This window comes from Salipiger sp. 1_MG-2023 (genome assembly GCF_030547555.1).
Taxonomy (GTDB): Bacteria; Pseudomonadota; Alphaproteobacteria; order Rhodobacterales; family Rhodobacteraceae; genus Salipiger.
This window is the reverse complement of record NZ_JAUOQN010000037.1, coordinates 13,413-33,667: the sequence shown is the minus strand read 5'-3', so window position 1 is coordinate 33,667 and position 20,255 is coordinate 13,413. Positions and strand designations below refer to the sequence as shown.

General features: G+C 65.1%; 19 protein-coding genes. 2 read left to right on the top strand and 17 right to left on the bottom strand.

What is annotated here, in order from left to right; genetic code table 11:
* Positions 1–130: 130 nt before the first annotated feature.
* The 4 genes from Q4543_RS16315 to Q4543_RS16300 form a co-directional block, all read right to left on the bottom strand.
* Complete coding sequence (locus tag Q4543_RS16315; RefSeq protein WP_303439906.1) at positions 131–1,243, bottom strand: site-specific DNA-methyltransferase; 1,113 nt, start codon at positions 1,241–1,243, stop codon at positions 131–133.
* Positions 1,244–1,334: 91 nt separating this feature from the next.
* On the bottom strand, positions 1,335–1,964 hold the full coding sequence (locus tag Q4543_RS16310; RefSeq protein ID WP_216002058.1) for a ribonuclease HII: 630 nt from the start codon (positions 1,962–1,964) through the stop codon (positions 1,335–1,337).
* Positions 1,965–2,270: 306 nt separating this feature from the next.
* The gene (gene groL, locus Q4543_RS16305) at positions 2,271–3,914 is read right to left on the bottom strand and encodes a chaperonin GroEL (protein WP_303439904.1); all 1,644 of its coding nucleotides are present in this window, start codon (positions 3,912–3,914) and stop codon (positions 2,271–2,273) included.
* 48 nt (positions 3,915–3,962) lie between these two features.
* Positions 3,963–4,256 carry a co-chaperone GroES gene (locus tag Q4543_RS16300; RefSeq protein WP_216002056.1) on the bottom strand — a complete coding sequence of 98 codons (294 nt, stop codon included), beginning with the start codon at positions 4,254–4,256 and terminating at the stop codon, positions 3,963–3,965.
* 313 nt (positions 4,257–4,569) lie between these two features.
* Here Q4543_RS16300 and Q4543_RS16295 point away from each other — a divergent pair, with 313 nt between their 5' ends.
* On the top strand, positions 4,570–5,550 hold the full coding sequence (locus Q4543_RS16295) for a DMT family transporter (protein WP_303439900.1): 981 nt from the start codon (positions 4,570–4,572) through the stop codon (positions 5,548–5,550).
* 1 nt (position 5,551) lies between these two features.
* On the opposite strand, the gene Q4543_RS16290 is transcribed toward Q4543_RS16295, so the two are convergent.
* A complete protein-coding gene (locus Q4543_RS16290; RefSeq protein ID WP_303439899.1) occupies positions 5,552–6,211 on the bottom strand; it encodes a DUF2161 domain-containing phosphodiesterase in 660 nt (219 codons plus the stop codon).
* A gap of 82 nt (positions 6,212–6,293) precedes the next feature.
* On the opposite strand from Q4543_RS16290, the gene Q4543_RS16285 reads away from it, so the two are divergent.
* A complete protein-coding gene (locus tag Q4543_RS16285; protein ID WP_303439897.1) occupies positions 6,294–7,277 on the top strand; it encodes a TraB/GumN family protein in 984 nt (327 codons plus the stop codon).
* Here Q4543_RS16285 and Q4543_RS16280 read toward each other — a convergent pair.
* The 12 genes from Q4543_RS16280 to Q4543_RS16225 all read right to left on the bottom strand — a co-directional run bounded on the left by Q4543_RS16280 (position 7,274) and on the right by Q4543_RS16225 (position 20,233).
* Positions 7,274–9,295: a M3 family metallopeptidase gene (locus Q4543_RS16280; protein ID WP_303439895.1), complete on the bottom strand. Its 2,022-nt coding sequence runs from the start codon at positions 9,293–9,295 to the stop codon at positions 7,274–7,276. The two genes, Q4543_RS16285 and Q4543_RS16280, sit on opposite strands and share 4 nt — an antisense overlap.
* A gap of 167 nt (positions 9,296–9,462) precedes the next feature.
* Positions 9,463–10,251: an amino acid ABC transporter permease gene (locus Q4543_RS16275; RefSeq protein ID WP_303439892.1), complete on the bottom strand. Its 789-nt coding sequence runs from the start codon at positions 10,249–10,251 to the stop codon at positions 9,463–9,465.
* Between the two features lie 4 nt (positions 10,252–10,255).
* Positions 10,256–11,035 carry a transporter substrate-binding domain-containing protein gene (locus Q4543_RS16270; protein ID WP_303439890.1) on the bottom strand — a complete coding sequence of 260 codons (780 nt, stop codon included), beginning with the start codon at positions 11,033–11,035 and terminating at the stop codon, positions 10,256–10,258.
* Between the two features lie 60 nt (positions 11,036–11,095).
* On the bottom strand, positions 11,096–12,130 hold the full coding sequence (locus Q4543_RS16265) for a HesA/MoeB/ThiF family protein (protein ID WP_303439952.1): 1,035 nt from the start codon (positions 12,128–12,130) through the stop codon (positions 11,096–11,098).
* Between the two features lie 5 nt (positions 12,131–12,135).
* Positions 12,136–12,597, bottom strand: coding sequence for a dUTP diphosphatase (dut, locus tag Q4543_RS16260; RefSeq protein ID WP_216002050.1), 462 nt, complete (start codon positions 12,595–12,597; stop codon positions 12,136–12,138).
* A 51-nt stretch (positions 12,598–12,648) separates the two neighbouring features.
* A complete protein-coding gene (locus Q4543_RS16255; RefSeq protein WP_303439887.1) occupies positions 12,649–13,410 on the bottom strand; it encodes a squalene/phytoene synthase family protein in 762 nt (253 codons plus the stop codon).
* A 15-nt stretch (positions 13,411–13,425) separates the two neighbouring features.
* The gene (cimA, locus tag Q4543_RS16250; protein ID WP_303439885.1) at positions 13,426–15,045 is read right to left on the bottom strand and encodes a citramalate synthase; all 1,620 of its coding nucleotides are present in this window, start codon (positions 15,043–15,045) and stop codon (positions 13,426–13,428) included.
* 112 nt (positions 15,046–15,157) lie between these two features.
* Positions 15,158–16,633 carry a cysteine--tRNA ligase gene (gene cysS / locus Q4543_RS16245; protein ID WP_303439881.1) on the bottom strand — a complete coding sequence of 492 codons (1,476 nt, stop codon included), beginning with the start codon at positions 16,631–16,633 and terminating at the stop codon, positions 15,158–15,160.
* A gap of 321 nt (positions 16,634–16,954) precedes the next feature.
* On the bottom strand, positions 16,955–17,197 hold the full coding sequence (locus Q4543_RS16240; protein WP_216002046.1) for a hypothetical protein: 243 nt from the start codon (positions 17,195–17,197) through the stop codon (positions 16,955–16,957).
* Positions 17,197–18,111 carry a methionyl-tRNA formyltransferase gene (fmt, locus tag Q4543_RS16235; RefSeq protein WP_303439878.1) on the bottom strand — a complete coding sequence of 305 codons (915 nt, stop codon included), beginning with the start codon at positions 18,109–18,111 and terminating at the stop codon, positions 17,197–17,199. Before fmt ends, Q4543_RS16240 begins: the two co-directional genes overlap by 1 nt.
* A gap of 65 nt (positions 18,112–18,176) precedes the next feature.
* A complete protein-coding gene (locus Q4543_RS16230; RefSeq protein WP_303439876.1) occupies positions 18,177–19,142 on the bottom strand; it encodes an ABC transporter permease in 966 nt (321 codons plus the stop codon).
* A complete protein-coding gene (locus tag Q4543_RS16225) occupies positions 19,142–20,233 on the bottom strand; it encodes an ABC transporter permease (protein WP_303439874.1) in 1,092 nt (363 codons plus the stop codon). The genes Q4543_RS16230 and Q4543_RS16225 overlap by 1 nt, the downstream gene beginning before the upstream one ends.
* Positions 20,234–20,255: the final 22 nt, after the last annotated feature.

Below are 20,255 nucleotides of genomic sequence, written 5' to 3'. Positions count from 1 at the left end.
GCCTGTGCAGGCGCAGGCGTCGCGGGCGGGGCCGTGCAGCAAAAAAAGGCCCCACCCGTGCAGGCACAGGCGGGGCCAGTGGCGCCCGACGTGCGGGCGCTGGCGGTGTCTGGTTGGTGTTCGTGAAACCTTAGTGCGGGCGCTCGGCCATCTCGGCACGGATCTGCTGGCGCAGAACGTCGATGGGCACCTGCTTGCCATCCTTGCGGAAATGCCAATAGGTCCAGCCGTTGCACGAGGGCGCACCTTCGAGATGCGCGCCGACCTGATGGATCGAGCCACGCACATCATCGCCGATCAGCGTACCATCCGCCCGCACCTTGGCGACCTTTCCCGAGGGCGAGACCAGCATTTCACCGGGGCGCAGCATCCCGCGTTCGACCAGCTGGCCGAAAGGAACGCGCGGCTCGGCGCGCTTGGCCCGAGTCACTTCCAGCGCCGAGCGGTCAAACGGGCGGATGTCGGCGATGCGGCGCATCGCCACCTCGCGGTAGGCCGCCTCGCGCTCGATGCCGATGAAATCGCGGCCCAGCATCTTGGCGACAGCGCCGGTGGTGCCAGTGCCAAAGAACGGGTCAAGCACCACGTCGCCGGGGTTGGTCGAGCCCACCAGAACCCGATGCAGCAAGCTCATCGGCTTTTGCGTCGGATGCGCCTTGTCGCCGTTGCCATCCTTCAGCCGCTCGCCGCCGTTGCAGATCGGCAGAACCCAGTCCGAGCGCATCTGGATGCCCTCGTTCAGGGCCTTCAGCGCCTCGTAGTTGAAGGTGTACTTGGCACCTTCGGATTTCGACGCCCAGATCATCGTCTCATGGGCGTTTGTGAACCGCTTGCCACGAAAATTCGGCATCGGGTTGGCCTTGCGCCAGATCACGTCATTCAGGATCCAGTAGCCGGCATCCTGAAGCGCGGCCCCGACCCGGAAGATGTTGTGATACGATCCGATCACCCAGAGCGCCCCGTTGGGCTTGAGCAACCGCTTGGCCGCGGCCAGCCATTCACGGGTGAACTTGTCGTAGACCGCAAAGCTGGAAAACTGGTCCCAATGGTCATCGACCGCATCGACGCGACTGTTGTCCGGCCGGTGCAGATCGCCCTTCAGCTGAAGGTTATAGGGCGGGTCCGCAAAGATCAGGTCGACCGACTCTGCCGGCAGACTGTTCATCCGCTCGATGCAATCCCCATCGAGGATCGTGTTCACCGGGAGCACTGTCGTCCCCTTTGACTTGGTCATCGCGTTCATCTCTGCCTCTGCCCCTCTGGTGCGTTCTCGCACTCTGTGGCTGGGGACAGTTTTGATTCAAACACGAATCAGCGTCAATTTGTTTTTTGAATCAGTCACTTGTGGTTTCGCCTTGCCACAATATGTTGTGGATAGGTCGAAAGGACCGCCTATGGTGTGGGGTGACACCTAGATTTTCCAGCGCTGCCTTGTGGTTTTTCGACCCGTAGCCAGCGTTGGTTTCCCATCCGTAACCGGGATGTTGTTGCGCCAAAGCCCGCATGTGACGATCTCGCCACGTTTTCGCGACGATGGATGCCGCCGCGATGCTCAGCGAACGTCCGTCCCCGCCAATGATCGAGGTCGCCTTGCACGGGAGCTGCGGCGGCAGAAACCGCCCGTCGATCAAGGCGTGATCGGGACGGTTCGGCAGGTTGGTCAGCGCCCGGTGCATCGCCAGCAGGCTGGCCTGAAGGATGTTGATCTCGTCGATCTCTTCGACCGACGCCCAGCCAATGCCGACCTCGGCGCATTCGGTCAGCCATGCGGCGCGTTGGGCGCGGCGCTTGTGGCTCATCTTCTTGCTGTCGTTCATCCCCGGCGGGATGCAATCCGGGTGCAACACCACGGCAGCGGCCACGACAGGGCCGGCCAGCGGCCCGCGACCGACCTCGTCGACACCCGCCACCCGCCTGCCCTTTGCCCAGAAGGGCGCCTCGAAAGAATCGTCCGGCCAATCCATCCGCGAGAGATCCTGCAAAGACAGACCAGACGCAAGCCTTACCCCGGCGGTGGCGGGCCATTCGCTGCCGACAGGCGACCCTCCACCGGCAGGTTCACCGGCGACGAAGCGTGCATCACCGCTGGCGAGACAGGCAATGACAGCGCCGAGACCCGCTGGAGCGGCGGGGCTCACCGCCCCCTCCCCGGGTCAACAGAGCCGCCCGTTTCAAGTTTGCCCCAGCCGTGATGCTGAAACGAAAACAGGGGAGCCCGAAGGCTCCCCTGTCGATGACGAATGGTCATCACTCCTGCAAGGCAGGGGTGATTACATCATGCCGCCCATGCCGCCCATGTCGGGCATGCCGCCACCTGCGGGCGCGCCTTCCTTGGAGGGCTTGTCGGCCACCATGGCTTCGGTGGTGATCAGCAGGCCAGCGATCGAGGCTGCATCTTCCAGCGCGGTACGAACGACCTTTGCGGGGTCGATCACGCCGAACGCGAACATGTCGCCATATTCGTCGGTCTGAGCGTTGTAGCCGAACTTGAGGTCCGACGATTCACGCACCTTGCCAGCAACGACCGAACCGTCGACGCCCGCGTTCTGGGCGATCTGACGCAGCGGTGCCTCGAGCGCCTTGCGCACGATGGTGATACCGGCGTTCTGGTCGCTGTTGTCGCCCGTCAGGCCGTCAAGCGCCTTGGCGCCCTGCACGAGGGCAACGCCGCCGCCGACCACGATGCCTTCCTGAACGGCCGCGCGGGTCGCGTTCAGCGCGTCATCAACGCGGTCCTTGCGCTCTTTGACTTCCACTTCGGTCATGCCGCCAACGCGGATGACGGCAACGCCGCCCGCCAGCTTGGCAACACGTTCCTGCAGCTTCTCGCGGTCGTAGTCGCTGGTGGTCTCTTCGATCTGGGTGCGGATCTGGCCAACGCGGGCTTCGATCTCGGCTTTTTCACCCGCGCCGTCGACGACGGTGGTGGTGTCCTTGGTGATCGAGACCTTCTTGGCGGTGCCAAGCATGTCCATGGTCACGTTCTCGAGCTTCATGCCGAGATCTTCCGAGATCACCTGGCCGCCGGTCAGGATCGCGATGTCCTGCAGCATGGCCTTGCGACGGTCGCCAAAGCCCGGAGCCTTGACGGCTGCGATCTTGAGGCCGCCACGCAGCTTGTTGACCACGAGGGTCGCCAGCGCTTCGCCTTCGACGTCTTCTGCGATAATCAGCAGCGGCTTTTGCGACTGGATCACCTGCTCGAGCAGCGGAACCATCGGCTGAAGCGACGACAGCTTCTTCTCGTGCAGCAGGATCATGCAGTCGTCGAGATCTGCAATCATCTTGTCGGCGTTGGTCACGAAGTAGGGCGACAGGTAGCCACGGTCGAACTGCATGCCTTCGACAACATCGGTCTCGGTCTCGAGGCCCTTGTTCTCTTCGACGGTGATGACACCCTCGTTGCCGACCTTCTGCATCGCGTCCGCGATCTGACGACCGATTTCAGCTTCGCCGTTGGCGGAGATGGTGCCGACCTGAGCGACTTCGCTCGAGTCGTTGACCGGGCGTGCTGCGGCCTTGATGGCCTCGACAACCTTGGACGTGGCAAGGTCGATGCCGCGCTTGAGGTCCATCGGGTTCATGCCCGCTGCGACCGACTTCATGCCTTCCTTGACGATGGCCTGAGCCAGCACGGTGGCGGTGGTGGTGCCGTCGCCCGCTTCGTCGTTGGTGCGGGAAGCGACTTCCTTCACCATCTGCGCGCCCATGTTCTCGAACTTGTCCTCAAGCTCGATCTCTTTGGCGACCGACACACCGTCCTTGGTGATGCGCGGGGCACCGAACGACTTGTCGAGAACAACGTTGCGGCCTTTCGGGCCGAGGGTCACCTTCACCGCGTCGGCGAGGATGTTGACGCCGCGCAGCATACGCGTGCGGGCATCGGTGTCGAATTTAACGTCCTTGGCAGCCATGTTAGCTCTCCTGGATCTGAATTACGGTTAAGGAAGTCGGAGCGGCGCTTACGCGGCCTCGGTCACGCCGAGGATGTCCGATTCCTTCATGATGAGCAGCTCTTCGCCATCGATCGACACTTCGGTGCCCGACCACTTGCCAAAGAGGATCTTGTCGCCGGCCTTGACGGCCATCTCGATCAGCTCACCGCTGTCTTTGCGCGCGCCATCGCCACATGCGACGACGAGGCCCTCTGCGGGCTTTTCCTTGGCGCTATCGGGGATGATCAGACCGCCCTTGGTCTTTTCGTCACTTTCGACGCGGCGAACCAGCACGCGGTCATGAAGCGGTTTGAAAGCCATCTTCGAGTCTCCATTCGCTCAAAGTTATGTATCTGTACGGCCCCGGAAGGGCCGTTAGCACTCAGCCCTGCCGAGTGCTAACGACGCATAGCTAGGCACCGATCCGAGTCGTGTCAACAGGGGGTTGCGCAATTTTCGCGCCATCCTGCCCGACCGACGGCGCGCCCACGCCACTGAGCTAAGCATGATCGGGCGGCGTGAAAGGGGGCGCGCAGGAATGCGCCGAAACTTGTGGGTCGCCCCATGGTCAACCGGCGCGATCCGTGCTTGGTATACCAGAAGCGATCCTCCCCTCAGCTTGCGAGCCCGCCTCATGCCGATCCATCCCACCGCCGCCGCAGCGGTTCCGCACGACCCCGCCCGCAAGGCGCCCGAAAACCTCAAGGGCATCGTGCTGATCACCCTCGGCTTCATCTGCTTTGGGGCGACCGATGCGCTGGCCAAGCTGCTGACATCCGAGCTGCCGCCGCTTCAGGTGGTGTGGATGCGCCAGACCGGGCTTTTCCTTGGGGTGTTGGTGATGATTGCCATCCGTGGCACGCATCTGCTGCGCACGCGCCATCCGGTGGTACAGATCGGGCGCGGCGTGCTGGCGACCGGATCGGCAGCGTTCTTCATCATCGCCATCAGCAACGTGCCGCTGGCCGATGCCACGGCGGTGACCTTCATCGCGCCATTCCTCGTGACAGCGGCGGGCGCGCTATTCCTGCGCGAACCAGTCGGCGTGCGCCGCTGGGCCGCCGTGGCGGTCGGCTTTGTCGGAATGGTGATCGTGATCCGCCCCGGCGCGGGAGTGTTCCATCCGGCGATCTTCATCGTCATCGCCGCGGCGACCTGCTTTGCCATGCGGCAGGTGCTCTCGCGCGTGTTGTCGGGCGAAGACAGCATCGCCACCACGGTTGCCTATACCTCGATCACCTCGACACTGCTGCTGACGCTGCCGGTGCCGTTCATCTGGGAAACTCCGGCGCATGGCTGGGTCTGGATGGTGGTTCCCGCCATGGCGCTGGCCGCTGGCGCCGGAGAGATCTTCATCATCCGCGCGCTGGATGTGGCGCAGGCGGTGGTGGTCGCCCCGCTGCAATACAGCATGATCATCTGGAGCACGCTTTACGGTTTCCTCCTGTTCGCCGATCTGCCCGACGGCTTCACGCTGCTGGGCTGCGCGGTAATCGTCGCCTCGGGGCTGTACACGTTGAACCGCGAACGCATCGTGGCGCGCCAGCAACGCCGGCAGGCTCAGGCCGAGGCAAGGAACGAGGCCGAAGCCGCCGCCCGCATGGAAGAGCTCTAGCCTACCAGCTGTCGCCCCAATGGATCAGCCCGTCGCGCCCCGTGTCGGTCAGGGCGTAGACCCCCTTGGACACCTTGTCGAACCAGCCGTAATGGTTGTCGCGCATCAGCGTGGTGGCGGGCTTGACGCCGGCCCCCCTCGCCACGTCCTGCCCCCGGCTCGGGCCGTGTTCGGCAAGATAGGCGGCGCAGCGCAGCGCATCCTGCCGGTAGCCAGTGACGATGCCATGCCGGGTCGCGCCGCCCTCGTTGGGATCTCCGCTGATCCGCTGAAACGCCCGCAACAGCCGCGCGGCCTTGGCCTTGCTCTTGCGTGGCGCATAGGGGCCGGGGTCGCATTGCACCTCGGCCCGCCCGTCCCGGACCGTGATGAACCCAAGCCCAAGGCGTCGACACAGCGCCAGATTGTCCTTGAGCGCCCGCCGCGCCGTGCGCCCCTCGGGCTTTGGCACCGCGATATAGACCGCATCGCTCAGCGACAGCCGCGCCACCGCCTGATGAAACAGCGCCAGCGAGATCCGCAGCTTCAGCTCGACGATCACCGGCGGCTCGTCGCCACGGATCGCCACCAGATCGGCAGCGCCGACCTCGCCCTTCACCTCGTAGCCCTGCGCCACCAGCAATGCCTTCACCGGCGCGTATAGCTGAGATTCCCGTTCCATCGCCCGGACCCTAAGCAGCCGCCATTGCCGCTGTCCATCCCTTGCCATAGCCTGCGCCGTGCAACCGCTGAAAGCTCGCCCCATGCATCGCAGTATTCTCGCCTTTCTGCTGCTCGGCAGCGCCGCCCACGCCCAATGTCAGGGCGAGGATCTGCGCCTGACGCTGACTGCCGCAGAGCGCGCCGACCTTGACGCGCGCATCGCCGACATGCCTTACGCGCAGGGCAATCGCTGGCGCGCCGAGAAAGACGGCGAGGTGATCCACCTTGTCGGCACCATGCACCTGTCGGACCCGCGGCTGGATGCGCCGGCCGAACGGCTGCGCACCGTCATGCAGGGCGCGGGCGCGCTGCTGCTTGAAATGCCCGCGCAAGAGCAGACCAAGCTGACAGCGGCGCTGGGGCAGGATCCGGCGCTGATCCTGCTCGACGGCACAACCCTGCCCGAGTTGATGGACGAGGACGACTGGCAAAGCCTGTCCGCCGCCGCCAAGGCACACGGGCTTCCGGCGGTGATGGTGGCGCGGATGCGCCCTTGGTATCTGTCGATGCTGCTCGCCCTGCCCGCCTGCGCCAAGGCACAGATGACCCAGCAAGACGGGCTGGATGTCCGGCTGGAAGCGCAGGCTGGTGAATACGGCGTGCCCAGCGTGGCGCTGGAACCCTTCGACACCACCTTTGCCATCTTTAACGCCGAGCCGCTGGACGATCAGCTTGAGATGATCGGCATGACGCTGGCCCAGCAAGAAGACGGCGCCAGCGGTTTTGCCACCACCATCGCCGCCTATTTCGACGAGGCCGCCGCCGAGATGTGGCAGCTCTCGGCCATCCTCGCCGCGCGCAGCCCGCTTTACACGGCTCAGCAGGCGTCAAAGGCGATTGAACAGACCTCCGCCGCGCTGCTGGATCAGCGCAACCACGACTGGATTCCGGTGATCCTTGCCGAGGCGGAAAAGCGCGCCGCCCCGATCGTCGCCGCCTTTGGCGCGGCGCATCTGCCCGGCAAGAACGGCGTGCTGCAACTGCTCGCGGATGAGGGCTGGACCCTCACCCGCGTAGCTTTTTAGGCCGCCAGCCCGCGCCCTTTCAAAAGCGCCTCGACCCCCGGCATCCTCCCCCGAAAAGCGGTGTAGAGCTCTTGCGCATCGACCGACCCGCCCTTGGACAGGATGAATTTCTCAAGCCGCGCCGCAATCGCCGGATCGAACGCCCCGCCAGCCTCTTCGAAGGCGGCAAAGGCGTCGGCATCCATCACTTCGGACCACATGTAGCTGTAATAGCCCGAGCTGTAGCCATCGCCGGAAAACACATGGGCGAAATGCGGTGTGGCATGGCGCATGGTGATCGCCTGCGGCATGCCCATCCCGGCAAGGATCTCGGCCTGTTTCGCCATCGGATCGGCAGGCGCCGGGCCGTTGTGGAATTCCAGATCCACCATCGCCGAGGCGACATATTCCACCGTCTGGAACCCCATGTCGAAGGTCGCGGCGGCCAGAACCTTATCAAGCAGCGCCTTGGGCATCGGCTCGCCGGTGTCCGCATGGGTGGCAAATTCCGCGAGCACCTCGGGCACCTCAAGCCAGTGCTCATACAGCTGACTTGGCAGCTCGACGAAATCGCGCGCCACCGACGTGCCCGACACCGAGCCGAACTCGACATCCGACAGCATCTGATGCAGCGCATGGCCGAACTCGTGGAACAGCGTGCGCGCGTCGTCATAGGACAACAGCGCCGGCTTGCCCTTGGGCGGCTTGGCGAAATTGCACACGTTGATGACCACCGGGCTCAGCACCTTGGGCCGCTTGGCCTGGCTGCGCATCGCCGAACACCACGCCCCCGACCGCTTGGACGCCCGCGCAAAATAATCGGCGATGAACACCGCGACATGCTTGCCGTCCTTCGTCACCTCCCACGCCCGGCAATCGGGGTGATATAGCGCAATGTCGAGCGGCTTGAACGCCAGCCCGAACAGACGGGACGAACAGGTGAACGCCGCCTCGATCATCCGCTCGAGCTGCAGATAAGGCTTCAGCTCGGCCTCATCGAGATCATGCAGCGCGCGCCGCCGTTTTTGCGAATAATAGCGCCAGTCCCACGGCTGGAAGGCATCGTTGATGCCATCGTCGCGCAGCATCTGTTCCATTTCGGCGGCGTCCTGCAGCGCCTGTGCCTTGGCCGGCTCCCAGACCGCCATCAGCAACTCTCGCACGCGCTCCGGCGTGCCGGCCATCTCGGTTTCCAGCTTGTAGGCCGCGAAATCGTCATAGCCGAGCAGCTTTGCCCGCGTCTCGCGCAGCGCGAGGATCTCGGCGGCAATGCCGCGGTTGTCACTGTCGCCACCATTGGCCCCGCGCGCGGCCCAGGCCTCGAACGCCTTGCGCCGCAGATCCCGCCGGGGCGAGAATTGCAGGAACGGCACGATCAGCGAGCGCGACAGCGTCACCACCGGCCCGTCCTGCCCCAGTGCTTCGCCAGCAGAGCGCGCCGCATCCACCACGAAGCCCGGCAGCCCCTCAAGGTCGGCCTCGGCCAGTGGCATGAACCACGCCGCCTCGTCCTTCAGCAGGTTCTGGGTGAACTCGGTGCCCAGCACCGCAAGGCGCGACTTCACCTCCTTCATTTGCTCCGCCTCGGCCCCGTCCAGCGCCGCGCCGGAACGCACAAAGCCGCGATGCGTCAGGTACAATACCCGCATCTCTTCCTCGCTCAGCCCCAGCGCGTCGCGCCGCTCCCACAGATCCGCGATCCGCGCAAACAGCGCCTTGTTGTTCGAGATCGCCGAAGAATGCGCCGACAATTTCGGCGAGAATTCCCGCTGAAGCGCTTGGCGCTGATCGTTGCTGTCGGCGCCAGAAACGGAAAAGAACACCGACAGCACCTTGTCGAGCGCCTCTCCCGCGCCCTCCATCGCCTCGACGGTATTGGCAAATGTCGCGGGCTCAGGGCTCGATGCGATCGCCTCGACCTCGGCCAGATGCGCCGCCAGCGCCTCGTCAAAGGCAGGGCGGAAATCCTCGTCGGAAATGGCATCGAAAGGGGCGACCCCGAATGGCGTCTCCCAGTCGGCAAGCAGCGGATTGGTCATGCATCAAACTCCTTTTCCCAGAAGCTAAGCTCCACGCGCGCCCCCCGCAATCCCGCGTCCCATCTTCTTCTGGCCTGAAATATCCCGGGGGTGTGGGGGCTGGCCCCCACCTTCTGCTGCGTGTGGGGGATGGGCCCACCCCGTGCTGCGTGCAGGAGCTGGCCCGGCTACTCCGCGCCGCCCGGCCGGTCGCGCAAATGCCGCTCCAGCCGGCGCAAACCCAAGGACAGCGACACCGTCATGGTCAGATACACCAGCGCCACCACGTTATAGGTCTCGAAATAGCGGAAATTCCCTGCCGCCGTGACCTTTCCCAGTTGCGTCACGTCCAGCACCCCCAGCACCGACACAAGCGAGCTGTCCTTGACCATCGCCACGAAATCATTGCCCAAAGGCGGCAGGATCGTGCGGATCGCCTGCGGCAACATCACCAACCGAAAGCGCTGCCAGCCCGACAGCCCCAGCGCCTGCGCCGCCTCGATCTGCCCCTCGTCGACCGACAGGAACCCGGCCCGGAATACCTCGGCGACAAAGGCCGAATAGCCCAGCGTCAGTGCCATGATGGCCCGCCAGATCAACGGGAAATCCCGCGTGCGTGCAGGCTCCAGACCCAGCGTTCCAGCAACCCAGTTCCACCCAGCGACCAAAGCCGGGGCCATCACAAAGGCCACGTACAGCAGCAACACCAGCATCGGCACGCCGCGCAGGATCTCGGTATAGAACCGCGCCAGTTGCCGCAGCAGGCGCAGCCGCGACAGCGACATCAGCGCCACGCCCATGCCCAGCACCGAGGCCAGCACAAACGCCACCAGCGTCACGAACACCGTCACCTGAACGCCCCGCGCCAGCGTCATCAGGACCCGCGCCTGCAGCTCGTCGGCCAGCACCGCGCCATAGCCCGCCAGCCCCAGCAGGCAGACGGCGACCAGCCACCACGGGAAATCGCCGTCCTTCAAGCGATCACTCGCCCATCTTGTAATCGAGGAACCACCGGGTGTTCAGCGCATCCAGCGTGCCATCGGCCTGCATCGCGGCAATCGCCGCGTTCACCGGCGCCAACAGATCCGCCCCCTTGGGAAAGATAAAGCCGAAATCCTCGGCCCCAAGCGTCTCTCCGACGACCTTCAGTGCCCCGTCCGAGGCCGCGACATAGCCCCGCCCCGCCGTGCCGTCGGTCAGCACCAGATCGACATCGCCCGTCCTCAGGGCCTGCACCCCGGCGCCGAAGGTCTCGAACAGCCTGATGCGCGGGTTGGCCTCGTCGCCATCCAACACGTCATAGACCCCGACATAGAACGGCGTGGTGCCCGGCTGCGCTGCCATCAGCAGATCGTCATCGGCGGCAAAGCCCGCCGCATCGCTGAAACGCGCCTCGTCGCCGCGCACCAGCATCACCATTTCAGAGCGCATGTAGGCATCCGAAAAATCGACCATTTCGGCGCGGTCCTCGCGGATGGTGATGCCGGTCATGCCGATGTCATACTGGCCCTCGGAGACCGCCGGGATCATCGCATCCCAGCTGATGGTCTCGTAACTGACCGCCATGTTCAGGCGCTGCGCGATCTCGGCCATGGCATCGTATTCCCAGCCGATGGCCGCACCGCTGGCGGGCTCGATGAATTGCAGCGGCGGATAGGCGTTCTCCACGGTCACGACGACCTCGCGCCCCCCAAGATCGGGCAGATCCTGCGCCAGCGCGGGCGAGGCAAGCAAAAGGGCGGCGGCTAGAAGCTGTTTCATGTCTCGGATTCCCGGTGAGGTCCGCGTCAGAGTACCCGCCACCGCACGCCGGGTGCAAGATCAGCCGCCGCAGGTGGCGCAGCCCGTCCGGCGCTTGAGCGCGATCTTGCGGGTCTCGCCCCAGAGCGCGTCATAGATCAGCATCTCGCCCAGCAGCGGCTGGCCCGCGCCCGCGATCAGCTTGACTGCCTCGACCGCCATCATCGCCCCGATCACCCCCGGCAGCGGCCCCAGCACGCCCGCCTCGGCGCAGCTTGGCGCCAGCCCGGCGGCGGGCGCTTCGGGAAAGATGCAGCGATAGCACGGCGCCCCGCGCGCGGGCGCAAACACCGAAATCTGCCCTTCCCATTGGCTGAGCGCCCCGGAAATCAGCGGCTTGCCCATCGCCACCGCGGCGTCATTGGCAAGATAGCGCGTGGTAAGATTGTCGGTGCCGTCAAGGATCAGATCATAATCGGCAAACAGCGCCTCTGCCGTCTCCGCGTCGAGCCTGCGATGATAGGGGCGGACCGTCACGAACGGGTTCAACGCCTCCATCGCCGCCTGCGCCGAGAACACCTTGGGCATGCCGATGCGCGCATCGGAGTGGATGATCTGCCGTTGAAGGTTGGAATTCTCGACCGTATCGCCGTCTATCACGCCGATGGTTCCGACCCCGGCCGCCGCAAGATATTGCAGCGCCGGCGCACCAAGCCCGCCTGCGCCGATCACCAGCACACGGGCCTCGCGCAGGGCCTTCTGCCCCGGCCCGCCCAGCTCGCGCAGCATGATGTGGCGCGCGTAGCGGTCCAGCTCGGCGGCGGAAAAGCTGCCGGGCCGCTCGGGCGGGGCCGCCTGCGCCGTTGCCCGCGCCCTCAGCCGCCGCAAGACCAGCGCATAGCCCGCGCCAAGCGCGCCAAAGCCGCCAAGGATCAGCCATGGCGCAACGCTGCCCCCGGTCTGCGCCCGGATCGGATGACCGTCGGGCAACACCAGATGGGTCAGCAGCAGCACAAGATACAGTCCGGCCAGCAACACCAGCCGCGCCTTGCGCGACGCCCCCATCAGATGCCCCAGCCCCCAGATCCCCGCAACGATGACGATCAGCGCCAGCATCAGCATCAGGCCCCCGTGGACCCGAACCCGCCGCTGCCGCGCGCGGTGTCGGACAGCCTCTCGACCTCGACCACCTCGGGCAGCGCGATGCGCTCGATCACCAGCTGCGCCACCCGCGCGCCGTGCTCGACCACGTAAGGCGCCGGGCCGTTGTTCACCAGCACCACGTGCAACTCGCCGCGGTAATCCATGTCGACGATCCCCGCCGCGGTATCGACGCAATGGCGCACCGCAAGGCCAGAGCGCGGCCCGATCCGCCCATAGGTCTCGGGCGGCAGCGCCACCGAGATCCCCAGCGGCACCATCGCCCGCGCCCCCGGCTCGATCACCGCGCCGGCTTCGGCAAAGGCCGAGCGCGGCGCGTCGTTCTCGTCGCGCAGGCAGGCTGACAGGTCATATCCCGCAGCGCCGGGCGTGGCCCGGGCAGGCAGCACGGCGGTGGGGCAAAGTTTTCGGATCTCGAGCATGAGCGTCTCCTTTGATCACGATTGATGACGGTCCGCGCCCCGGCAGGCAAGTCAGATCCGACCTCGAAGCGCTGCGGCCATCAGCCCTGCCCTGCGGCGGAATTCCGAAAGCTGCAAGGCTCCGGCCGCCACCCGGCCCGGCTCGCGCGCCGCCTGCCGCAGCAATGGACCAGCCTGCCAGCAGGCCAGTATCGCCGGGTTTCGTACCCCCGAGGCGCGCACCCGTGCCAGCCGTTCAAGCCCGCCGCGCGCCAGCGCCGCCACCGCGTCAAGGCGGCCATCGACCAACGGCACCCGCCCCTGCGCCTCGAGATCGGGCACCGCGCGAAAGTACTGCGCCAGCCCCGATGCATAGCCTGCATCCAGCGCCACCTGCTCGGGCAGCCCACCAAGCGCACGCCCTGCGGCAAGCACCAGATGCCCCGAGGTTTCCTCGATATAGCGGGTGAAATGCGCCGCGTCCTCGAAGGCGTCCTTGTAGATATCCCAGCGCCGCGCGCCGACCAGCCGATCCAGCAGCGCCGCGCCCTCTGCGTCCAGAACACCGGCCAGCGGCGTGACCACCTCGTGGCGGCGCACAGTGCCGCCCTCGCGGATCTCCTCCAGCGCATCGCGCCACCATTGCAGGCGCATTTCGGCGATCATCGTCTCTTGCGTGACCCATGGCGCGCGGGCGACCTCGAGATTGAAGGCGTAAAGCGGAAACAGCACAGCCCGCGCCGGGGCAGGCGCAGCCATGGCGGCGGCAAAGCGATCCGGATCGCCGCGCTCGACCAGCCCGGCACAGGCGGTCAGGTCGTCGTCAAACTGCATGGCCGCGCACGCCCATCAAGCCACCTCGCCGCAATCGCGGATCAGCTTCCAGCGCACCGCATCCAGCAGCGCCTCGAACGAGGCATCGACGATGTTTGCGCTGACGCCAACCGTCTGCCAGCGCCGCCCGCGCCCGTCCTGACTGTCGATGATCACCCGGGTGACCGCCTCGGTGCCGCCCTGCGTGATCCGCACCTTGAAATCCACCAGACGCATGTCGTCGATGATCGACTGATAGCGCCCCAGATCCTTGGCCAGCGCCTTGGACAGCGCATTCACCGGCCCGCGGTCAAAGCCCTCGTTGTCAAGACTGTCCGACACCGAAAGCTTCTTCTCGCCGTCGACCTTCACCACCACCACGGCTTCGGACAGAGACACCATCCGGTCGTACTTGTTCTTGCGCCGCTCGATGGTGACGCGGTAGCGCTTGACCTCGAAATAGCTCGGCAGCCGCCCGAGAATCTCGCGCGCCAGCAGCTCGAAAGACGCCTGCGCGGTGTCATAGGTATAGCCCTGCGCCTCGCGCGTCTTGATCTCGTCAAGGATGCGGGCCAGCGCCGGATCGCCCGGCGCAACCTCCAGCCCCGCCTCGGCCAACCGACGGCGCAGGTTCGATTGCCCCGCCTGGTTCGACATCGGAATCACCCGGCGATTGCCAACCGTGGCAGGATCGACATGCTCGTAGGTCGTCGGGTCCTTGAGGATCGCGCTCGCGTGCAGCCCCGCCTTGTGGGCAAAGGCCGAAGAGCCGACATAGGGCGCCTGCCGCATCGGCACCCGGTTGAGCACCTCGTCCAGCATCCGGCTGGTCTGGGTCAACGCCTCAAGCGCATCGCGGCTGACATTGATGTCGTAGCGACTGGCATAAGGCTCCTTGAGCAGCAAGGTCGGGATCAGCGAGGTCAGGTTGGCATTGCCACAGCGTTCGCCCAGCCCGTTGAGCGTGCCCTGCACCTGCCGCACCCCGGCATCGACAGCGGCCAGCGAACAGGCCACGGCGTTCTCGGTGTCGTTATGAGTGTGGATGCCGAGCCGCTCGCCGGGGATGCCGCCCGCGATCACCTCGGCCACGATCCGATAGATCTCATGCGGCAGCGTGCCGCCATTGGTGTCGCACAGCACGATCCAGCGCGCCCCCGCCTCAAGCGCCGCCTGCAGGCACTCCAGCGCGTAGGGCGCATTCGCCTTCCAGCCGTCAAAGAAATGCTCGGCGTCAAACAAAGCCTCGCGGCCCTGCGCCACGATATGCGCAACCGAGGCCCGGATATTCGCAACATTCTCCGAAAGCTCGATGCCAAGCGCGGCGGTCACATGGAAATCATGCGTCTTGCCAACCAGACAGACCGCCGGCGTCCCGGCATTCAAAACCGCCGACAGCACATCGTCATTCTCAGCCGAGCGCCCGGCTCGCTTGGTCATCCCAAAGGCCGTCATCACGGCGCGGCTCGCCGGAGCCTCCTCGAAAAAGGCACTGTCCGTGGGGTTCGCCCCCGGCCAGCCGCCCTCGATATAATCGACGCCAAGCGCATCCAGCGCCTCGGCAATGCGCAGTTTCTCGGGGGTGGAAAACTGCACCCCCTGCGTCTGCTGCCCATCCCGAAGCGTGGTGTCGTACAGATAAAGCCGCTCCGCCATCAGCCGCGCCCCTGTTCTTCTGGCGAAAAATATCCTCGGGGGGGATCGGCCCTGCCGAGCGGGGGGCAGACAGCCCCCCTCCCCCGCGCCTCACACGCGCCACACCACCGCATCAAAGCCCCTCCAGCTTCGCAGCGTCGAACCCCGGCCCAGGCACCAGCTCGACCCCGGCCTTCGACATACGCACCTCGACTCCAGCGGCGACCAAGGCCTTTTTCAGGCGGTCCACCTTCGAGAAATCTTTCGTCTGCATCGCTTCCGCGCGCAGGGCCACCATACTTTCACTGTATACCGTCAGATCGACATTTTCGGCTTCATCGTACCACTGCCCAAGGTCCGGATCGAGAAGGCCAAGCAACTGAGCACTTGCGACAAACTCCCCTTCGATTTGAGCAGCAGAGCGGACGAGATCCTTTACGTTATGCTCTTCCCAGAACTGGTATTGCCGAAGGTTGTCCGCCATCCTTCTTAGCCAGTATATTGCCTTTGAGGTATTCAGATCATTCCCGAGGTCCCTAAGAAGGTCGTCACTAGGCGAGGTTGGTGCAACACCCGTCAGCAAAGCGCGCCAGTTACTCAATGTCTCCTGAGCCTCCCGCACCTTCTCCGCCGTCCAGTCCATCGGCTTGCGGTAATGCGTGGACAGCATCACAAAGCGGATCACCTCGCCCGGGATGCCCTGATCCAGCAAGTCGCGCACGGTGAAGAAATTGCCAAGGCTCTTGGACATCTTCTTGCCCTCGACCTGCAGCATCTCGTTGTGCAGCCAGACATTCGCCATGACCTCACTGTGGTTTGCACAGCAGCTCTGGGCGATCTCGTTTTCGTGGTGCGGAAAGGCCAGATCGTTGCCGCCCCCGTGAATGTCGAAGACATGCGGATGCCGCCTCGCTTCGTCGGACAGCCGGCCTTGTTCCAGCGGCCTCCGCCACAGCAGATCTTCGGCCATCGCCGAGCATTCGATATGCCAGCCCGGACGCCCCCGCCCCCATGGGCTTTCCCAGCCCGGCAGATCCTCCGAAGACGGCTTCCACAGCACGAAATCCATCGGATCGCGCTTGTAGGGCGCCACCTCGACCCGCGCCCCGGCGATCATGTCATCCACCGACCGCCCCGACAGCGCGCCGTAGCGCTCGTAGCTCGATACCGAGAACAGCACATGCTCGTCAGCGGCATAGGCATGGCCGCTGTCGATCAGCCCCTCGATCATGGCGATCATCTGCGGGATGTATTGCGTCGCGCGCGGCATGTGATCAGGCTCAAGCACCCCGACCGCCGCCATGTCATCGAGATACCATTGCGCCGTGCGCGCGGTGATCGCCGAAATCGGCTCTCCGGTCTGCGCGGCACGCGCGTTGATCTTGTCGTCCACGTCGGTGAAATTGCGCACGTAGGTGACATGATCGGGGCCGTAGACATGCCGCATCAGCCGCACGAGCACGTCGAACACGATCGCCGCCCGCGCATTGCCCATATGGGCGCGATCATAGACGGTCGGCCCGCAGACATAGATCCGCACGTTCATGGGATCGATGGGAGAGAACAACTCCTTCGCCCGGGTACGGGTGTTGGTCAGGAAGATATCCATGGCGCGCTCCTTCGCACGGAAGATCGCGGCGGGGGTATCAACTTCGGGGCCCGAAGGAAATAGATGACCGTCCCGCCACAGGTCGGGCGGACCCGACAGGTGTCAGCAGGGAATGCAGCAGGTAATGAATGCGCATCTGATCATGCCGCGTTGCCTAGCAGCGAAACCACCCGATGTCGAGCGCCGAGGGGGCGCTGCCCCCGCGCTTCGCGCCCCCCCGGGATATTTGAGGCCAGAAGAAACCCAGGCGCCGCGTCCCATCTTCTTCTGGCAAAAAATATCCCCGCCGGAGGCAGGCCGTTCGTTGCGGCCGGGCACAGGTCAGCGGCGTGGGCGCCAGTGGGTTGGCACGATGATCAGCGCCCCGATCGAGCTGGCGATCGCGTTGAGGCCCGGCGAGCCGAAACCGATCCCGAACATCAGCCGCACGAAATAGGCAAGAAATGCACCGCCGATACAAATGATGATGCTTTGCAGGATTCCATTGCGGGTAAAGCCGGTACGTTCGGATGCGTAGCCGACGATGCCTGCGATCACGACCGTACCGATCATCACCGGGAACATCAGCTCGCCCCCAGCTTGCTGCCGCGCCTTATGGCCATGCCGCGCAGAAAGGTCTCGGCATCCTGCGCGCCCTTGCCGGCCCGCTGTGCGCGGGTGATCCTCAGCGCTCCGGTTCCGCAGGCGAGCGTGAAGGCATCATCGAGGGCCTCGCCCGGAACACCTGCACCGTCGGCCTGGCGAGCCCCGAGCAGTTTGATGCGCTCATTTCCGAACATGGTCCACGCGCCCGGGAACGGGGACAGGCCGCGGATCTGGCGCGAGATATCCTCTGCCGGGCGGGTCCAGTCGATGGCCGCCTCGGATTTGTCAATCTTGTTGGCGTAGGTCACACCGTCTTCGGCTTGCGGCGTGGGCGTGAGGGTGGTCAGCGCATCTAGCGCCTTGGTAATCAGTGTCGCGCCCAGTGCCGAAAGCCGGTCGTGCAGCTCGCCGGTGGTGTCTTCGGCGCCGATCGGAATGCTCTTGCGCATCAGCACAGGGCCGGTGTCGAGCCCGGCTTCCATCTGCATGATGCAGATGCCGGTTTGTGCATCCCCAGCCATGATGGCGCGGTGGATCGGCGCGGCCCCGCGCCAGCGGGGCAGCAGCGAGGCGTGGATATTGAGACAGCCCTTCGACGGTGCGTCCAGCACCGCCTGCGGCAGGATCAACCCGTAGGCGACCACCACCGCCACATCCGCATTCAGCGCCGCAAACCGGGCCTGTTCTTCGGCGGATTTCAGGCTGACCGGGTGTCGGACCGTCAGACCCAGCGCCTCGGCGCGGGCGTGCACCGGCGTCGGCCGGTCCTTTTTGCCGCGTCCGGCAGGGCGGGGCGGCTGACAGAAGACGGCAGCGATCTCGTGCCCGGCCTCGATCAGCGCATCCAGCACCAGCACCGAAAACTCGGGGGTTCCCATGAAGATCACGCGCATCCTGTCCATCCTCTTGCAGCCCTCCCCCCCTGAGATAGAGGCTTGGGTGCAAGGATGCCAGACGCCTAGCGTTCTTTCACATAGGGTTCGCCGCCAGCGCGGGGCGGGATCGCCTTGCCGACAAACCCCGCGAGGATGATCACCGTCAGGATATAGGGCAGCGCGTCCATCACCTGTACCGGGATGGTGATGCCTCCAAGATGGATGTTCTGATAACGCAGCGCCACCGCCTGCAGCAACCCGAACAGCAGGCAGGCCCACAGCGCATAAACCGGCCGCCACTTGGCAAAGATCAGCGCCGCCAGCGCGATATAGCCGCGCCCTGCCGTCATCTCGCGTACGAACCCAGCCTGCAATCCGGTGGCAAGATAGGCCCCCGCCAGCCCGCAGAGCACGCCGCAGATCAGCACCGCCGCATAGCGCATCCCGGTGACCGAGACGCCCGCCGTATCGACCGCCTCCGGCGATTCGCCCACCGCGCGCAGGCGCAGGCCAAAGCGGGTGCGGAACAGGATCCACCAGCTCAGCGGCACCATCGCGAAGGCGACGTAGACAAGGATGCTGTGCCCCGAGATCAGCTCGGCGTAGATCGGGCCAAGCACCGGAACCCCCGACACCGCCTCGGCGAATGGCAGGGTGATCGGATCGAACCGTCCCGCGCCGATCAGCGACGGCGTGCGCCCGCCCTGCCCGAACAGATCCTGCGCGATCAGCACCGTCAGGCCGGAGGCAAGGAAGTTGATCGCCACGCCGGAAATCAGCTGGTTGCCCCGGAAGGTGATCGAGGCCAAGCCGTGAATGATGCTCATCAGCACCGAAGCGACGATCCCCGCCAACAGGCCCAGCCAGACCGACCCGGTTAGTGCCGCCACCGCCGCCGAGGCGAAGGCGGCTGCCAGCATCTTACCTTCGAGCCCGATATCCACCACGCCCGAGCGTTCGGAAAACAGCCCCGCAAGGCAGGCCAGCAGCAGCGGCGTGGCCAGCCGCACGGTGGAATCCAGCACCTGAAGCAGCGTCGCAAGATCCATCAGGCGTCCTTTCTGCGGGCGGCGAAAAGCTTTTCAAGCGGCATCCGCACCATGTTGTCGAGAGCCCCGGTGAACAGGATCACCAGCGCCTGAATCACGGTGATCAGCTCGCGCGGGATCGAGGTCCAGAGCGCCAGCTCGGCCCCGCCCTGATAGAGAAATCCGAACAAAAGCGCCGCAAGGAAGATGCCGACCGGGTGCGAGCGCCCCATCAGCGCCACGGCAATGCCGATGAACCCTGCGCCCTCGGTGGCGTTCATCACCAGCCGTTCCGCCTCGCCCATGGTGGTGTTCAGCGCCATCAGCCCGGCCAGCCCGCCCGAGATCAGCATCGCCACCACGGTGATGCGCACCGGCGAGATGCCGGCATATTTCGCCGCCGTTTCCGAATGGCCAAAGGCGCGGATCTCGTAGCCCAGCCGGGTGCGCCACATCAGCACCCAGAAGGCGATGCAGGCCAGTACCGCAAGGAAAAAGGTGACATTGGCGGGCGAACCCCGGAACAGCGGGTTGTCCGCCGTGGCGAACATGTCCTGAAAGGTCGGCAGATGGGTTGCTTCGGGGAAATTCGCGGTCGCCGGGTCCATCGCGCCCACCGGGCGCAGAAGGTTGACCAGCACATAGTTCAGCACGGCGGCGGCGATGAAGTTGAACATGATCGTGGTGATCACGATATGGCTGCCGCGTTTCGCCTGCAAATAGGCCGGGATCAGCGCCCAGAGCGCGCCAAAGGCCCCTGCAGCCAAGGCAGCCACCAGCAACGCCAACGACCAATGCGGGAACGGGATGTAGAGACAGACCAGCGCCACCCCGAGCCCGCCCAGCATCGCCTGCCCCTCGCCGCCGATGTTGAACATCCTAGCGTGAAAGGCGATGGCGACGCAGAGTCCGGTGAAGATGAAATTCGTGGTGTAATACAGCGTATAGCCCCAACCCGAGGAGCGCATCAGCGCGCCCTCGATCATCAGGCTCAGCGCATCCAGAGGCGACTCCCCAATGGCAAGGATCACCAGCGCTGACAGGATCGCTGCCAGAAGAATCGAGATCAGGGGCACAAGCACCGTATCGGCCCAGGCCGGCATCTTATCCATAGTTTGCCTTCCGATTTCGGTG

Excerpts from the sequence above, each read along its gene's own strand:
- Q4543_RS16315 (WP_303439906.1), bottom strand. The coding sequence starts at position 1,243 with ATGAACGCGATGACCAAGTCAAAGGGGACGACAGTGCTCCCGGTGAAC.
- Q4543_RS16310 (WP_216002058.1), bottom strand. The coding sequence starts at position 1,964 with ATGGATTGGCCGGACGATTCTTTCGAGGCGCCCTTCTGGGCAAAGGGC.
- groL (WP_303439904.1), bottom strand. The coding sequence starts at position 3,914 with ATGGCTGCCAAGGACGTTAAATTCGACACCGATGCCCGCACGCGTATG.
- Q4543_RS16300 (WP_216002056.1), bottom strand. The coding sequence starts at position 4,256 with ATGGCTTTCAAACCGCTTCATGACCGCGTGCTGGTTCGCCGCGTCGAA.
- Q4543_RS16295 (WP_303439900.1), top strand. The coding sequence starts at position 4,570 with ATGCCGATCCATCCCACCGCCGCCGCAGCGGTTCCGCACGACCCCGCC.
- Q4543_RS16290 (WP_303439899.1), bottom strand. The coding sequence starts at position 6,211 with ATGGAACGGGAATCTCAGCTATACGCGCCGGTGAAGGCATTGCTGGTG.
- Q4543_RS16285 (WP_303439897.1), top strand. The coding sequence starts at position 6,294 with ATGCATCGCAGTATTCTCGCCTTTCTGCTGCTCGGCAGCGCCGCCCAC.
- Q4543_RS16280 (WP_303439895.1), bottom strand. The coding sequence starts at position 9,295 with ATGACCAATCCGCTGCTTGCCGACTGGGAGACGCCATTCGGGGTCGCC.
- Q4543_RS16270 (WP_303439890.1), bottom strand. The coding sequence starts at position 11,035 with ATGAAACAGCTTCTAGCCGCCGCCCTTTTGCTTGCCTCGCCCGCGCTG.
- Q4543_RS16265 (WP_303439952.1), bottom strand. The coding sequence starts at position 12,130 with ATGCTGGCGCTGATCGTCATCGTTGCGGGGATCTGGGGGCTGGGGCAT.
- dut (WP_216002050.1), bottom strand. The coding sequence starts at position 12,597 with ATGCTCGAGATCCGAAAACTTTGCCCCACCGCCGTGCTGCCTGCCCGG.
- Q4543_RS16255 (WP_303439887.1), bottom strand. The coding sequence starts at position 13,410 with ATGCAGTTTGACGACGACCTGACCGCCTGTGCCGGGCTGGTCGAGCGC.
- cimA (WP_303439885.1), bottom strand. The coding sequence starts at position 15,045 with ATGGCGGAGCGGCTTTATCTGTACGACACCACGCTTCGGGATGGGCAG.
- cysS (WP_303439881.1), bottom strand. The coding sequence starts at position 16,633 with ATGGATATCTTCCTGACCAACACCCGTACCCGGGCGAAGGAGTTGTTC.
- Q4543_RS16240 (WP_216002046.1), bottom strand. The coding sequence starts at position 17,197 with ATGTTCCCGGTGATGATCGGTACGGTCGTGATCGCAGGCATCGTCGGC.
- fmt (WP_303439878.1), bottom strand. The coding sequence starts at position 18,111 with ATGCGCGTGATCTTCATGGGAACCCCCGAGTTTTCGGTGCTGGTGCTG.
- Q4543_RS16230 (WP_303439876.1), bottom strand. The coding sequence starts at position 19,142 with ATGGATCTTGCGACGCTGCTTCAGGTGCTGGATTCCACCGTGCGGCTG.
- Q4543_RS16225 (WP_303439874.1), bottom strand. The coding sequence starts at position 20,233 with ATGGATAAGATGCCGGCCTGGGCCGATACGGTGCTTGTGCCCCTGATC.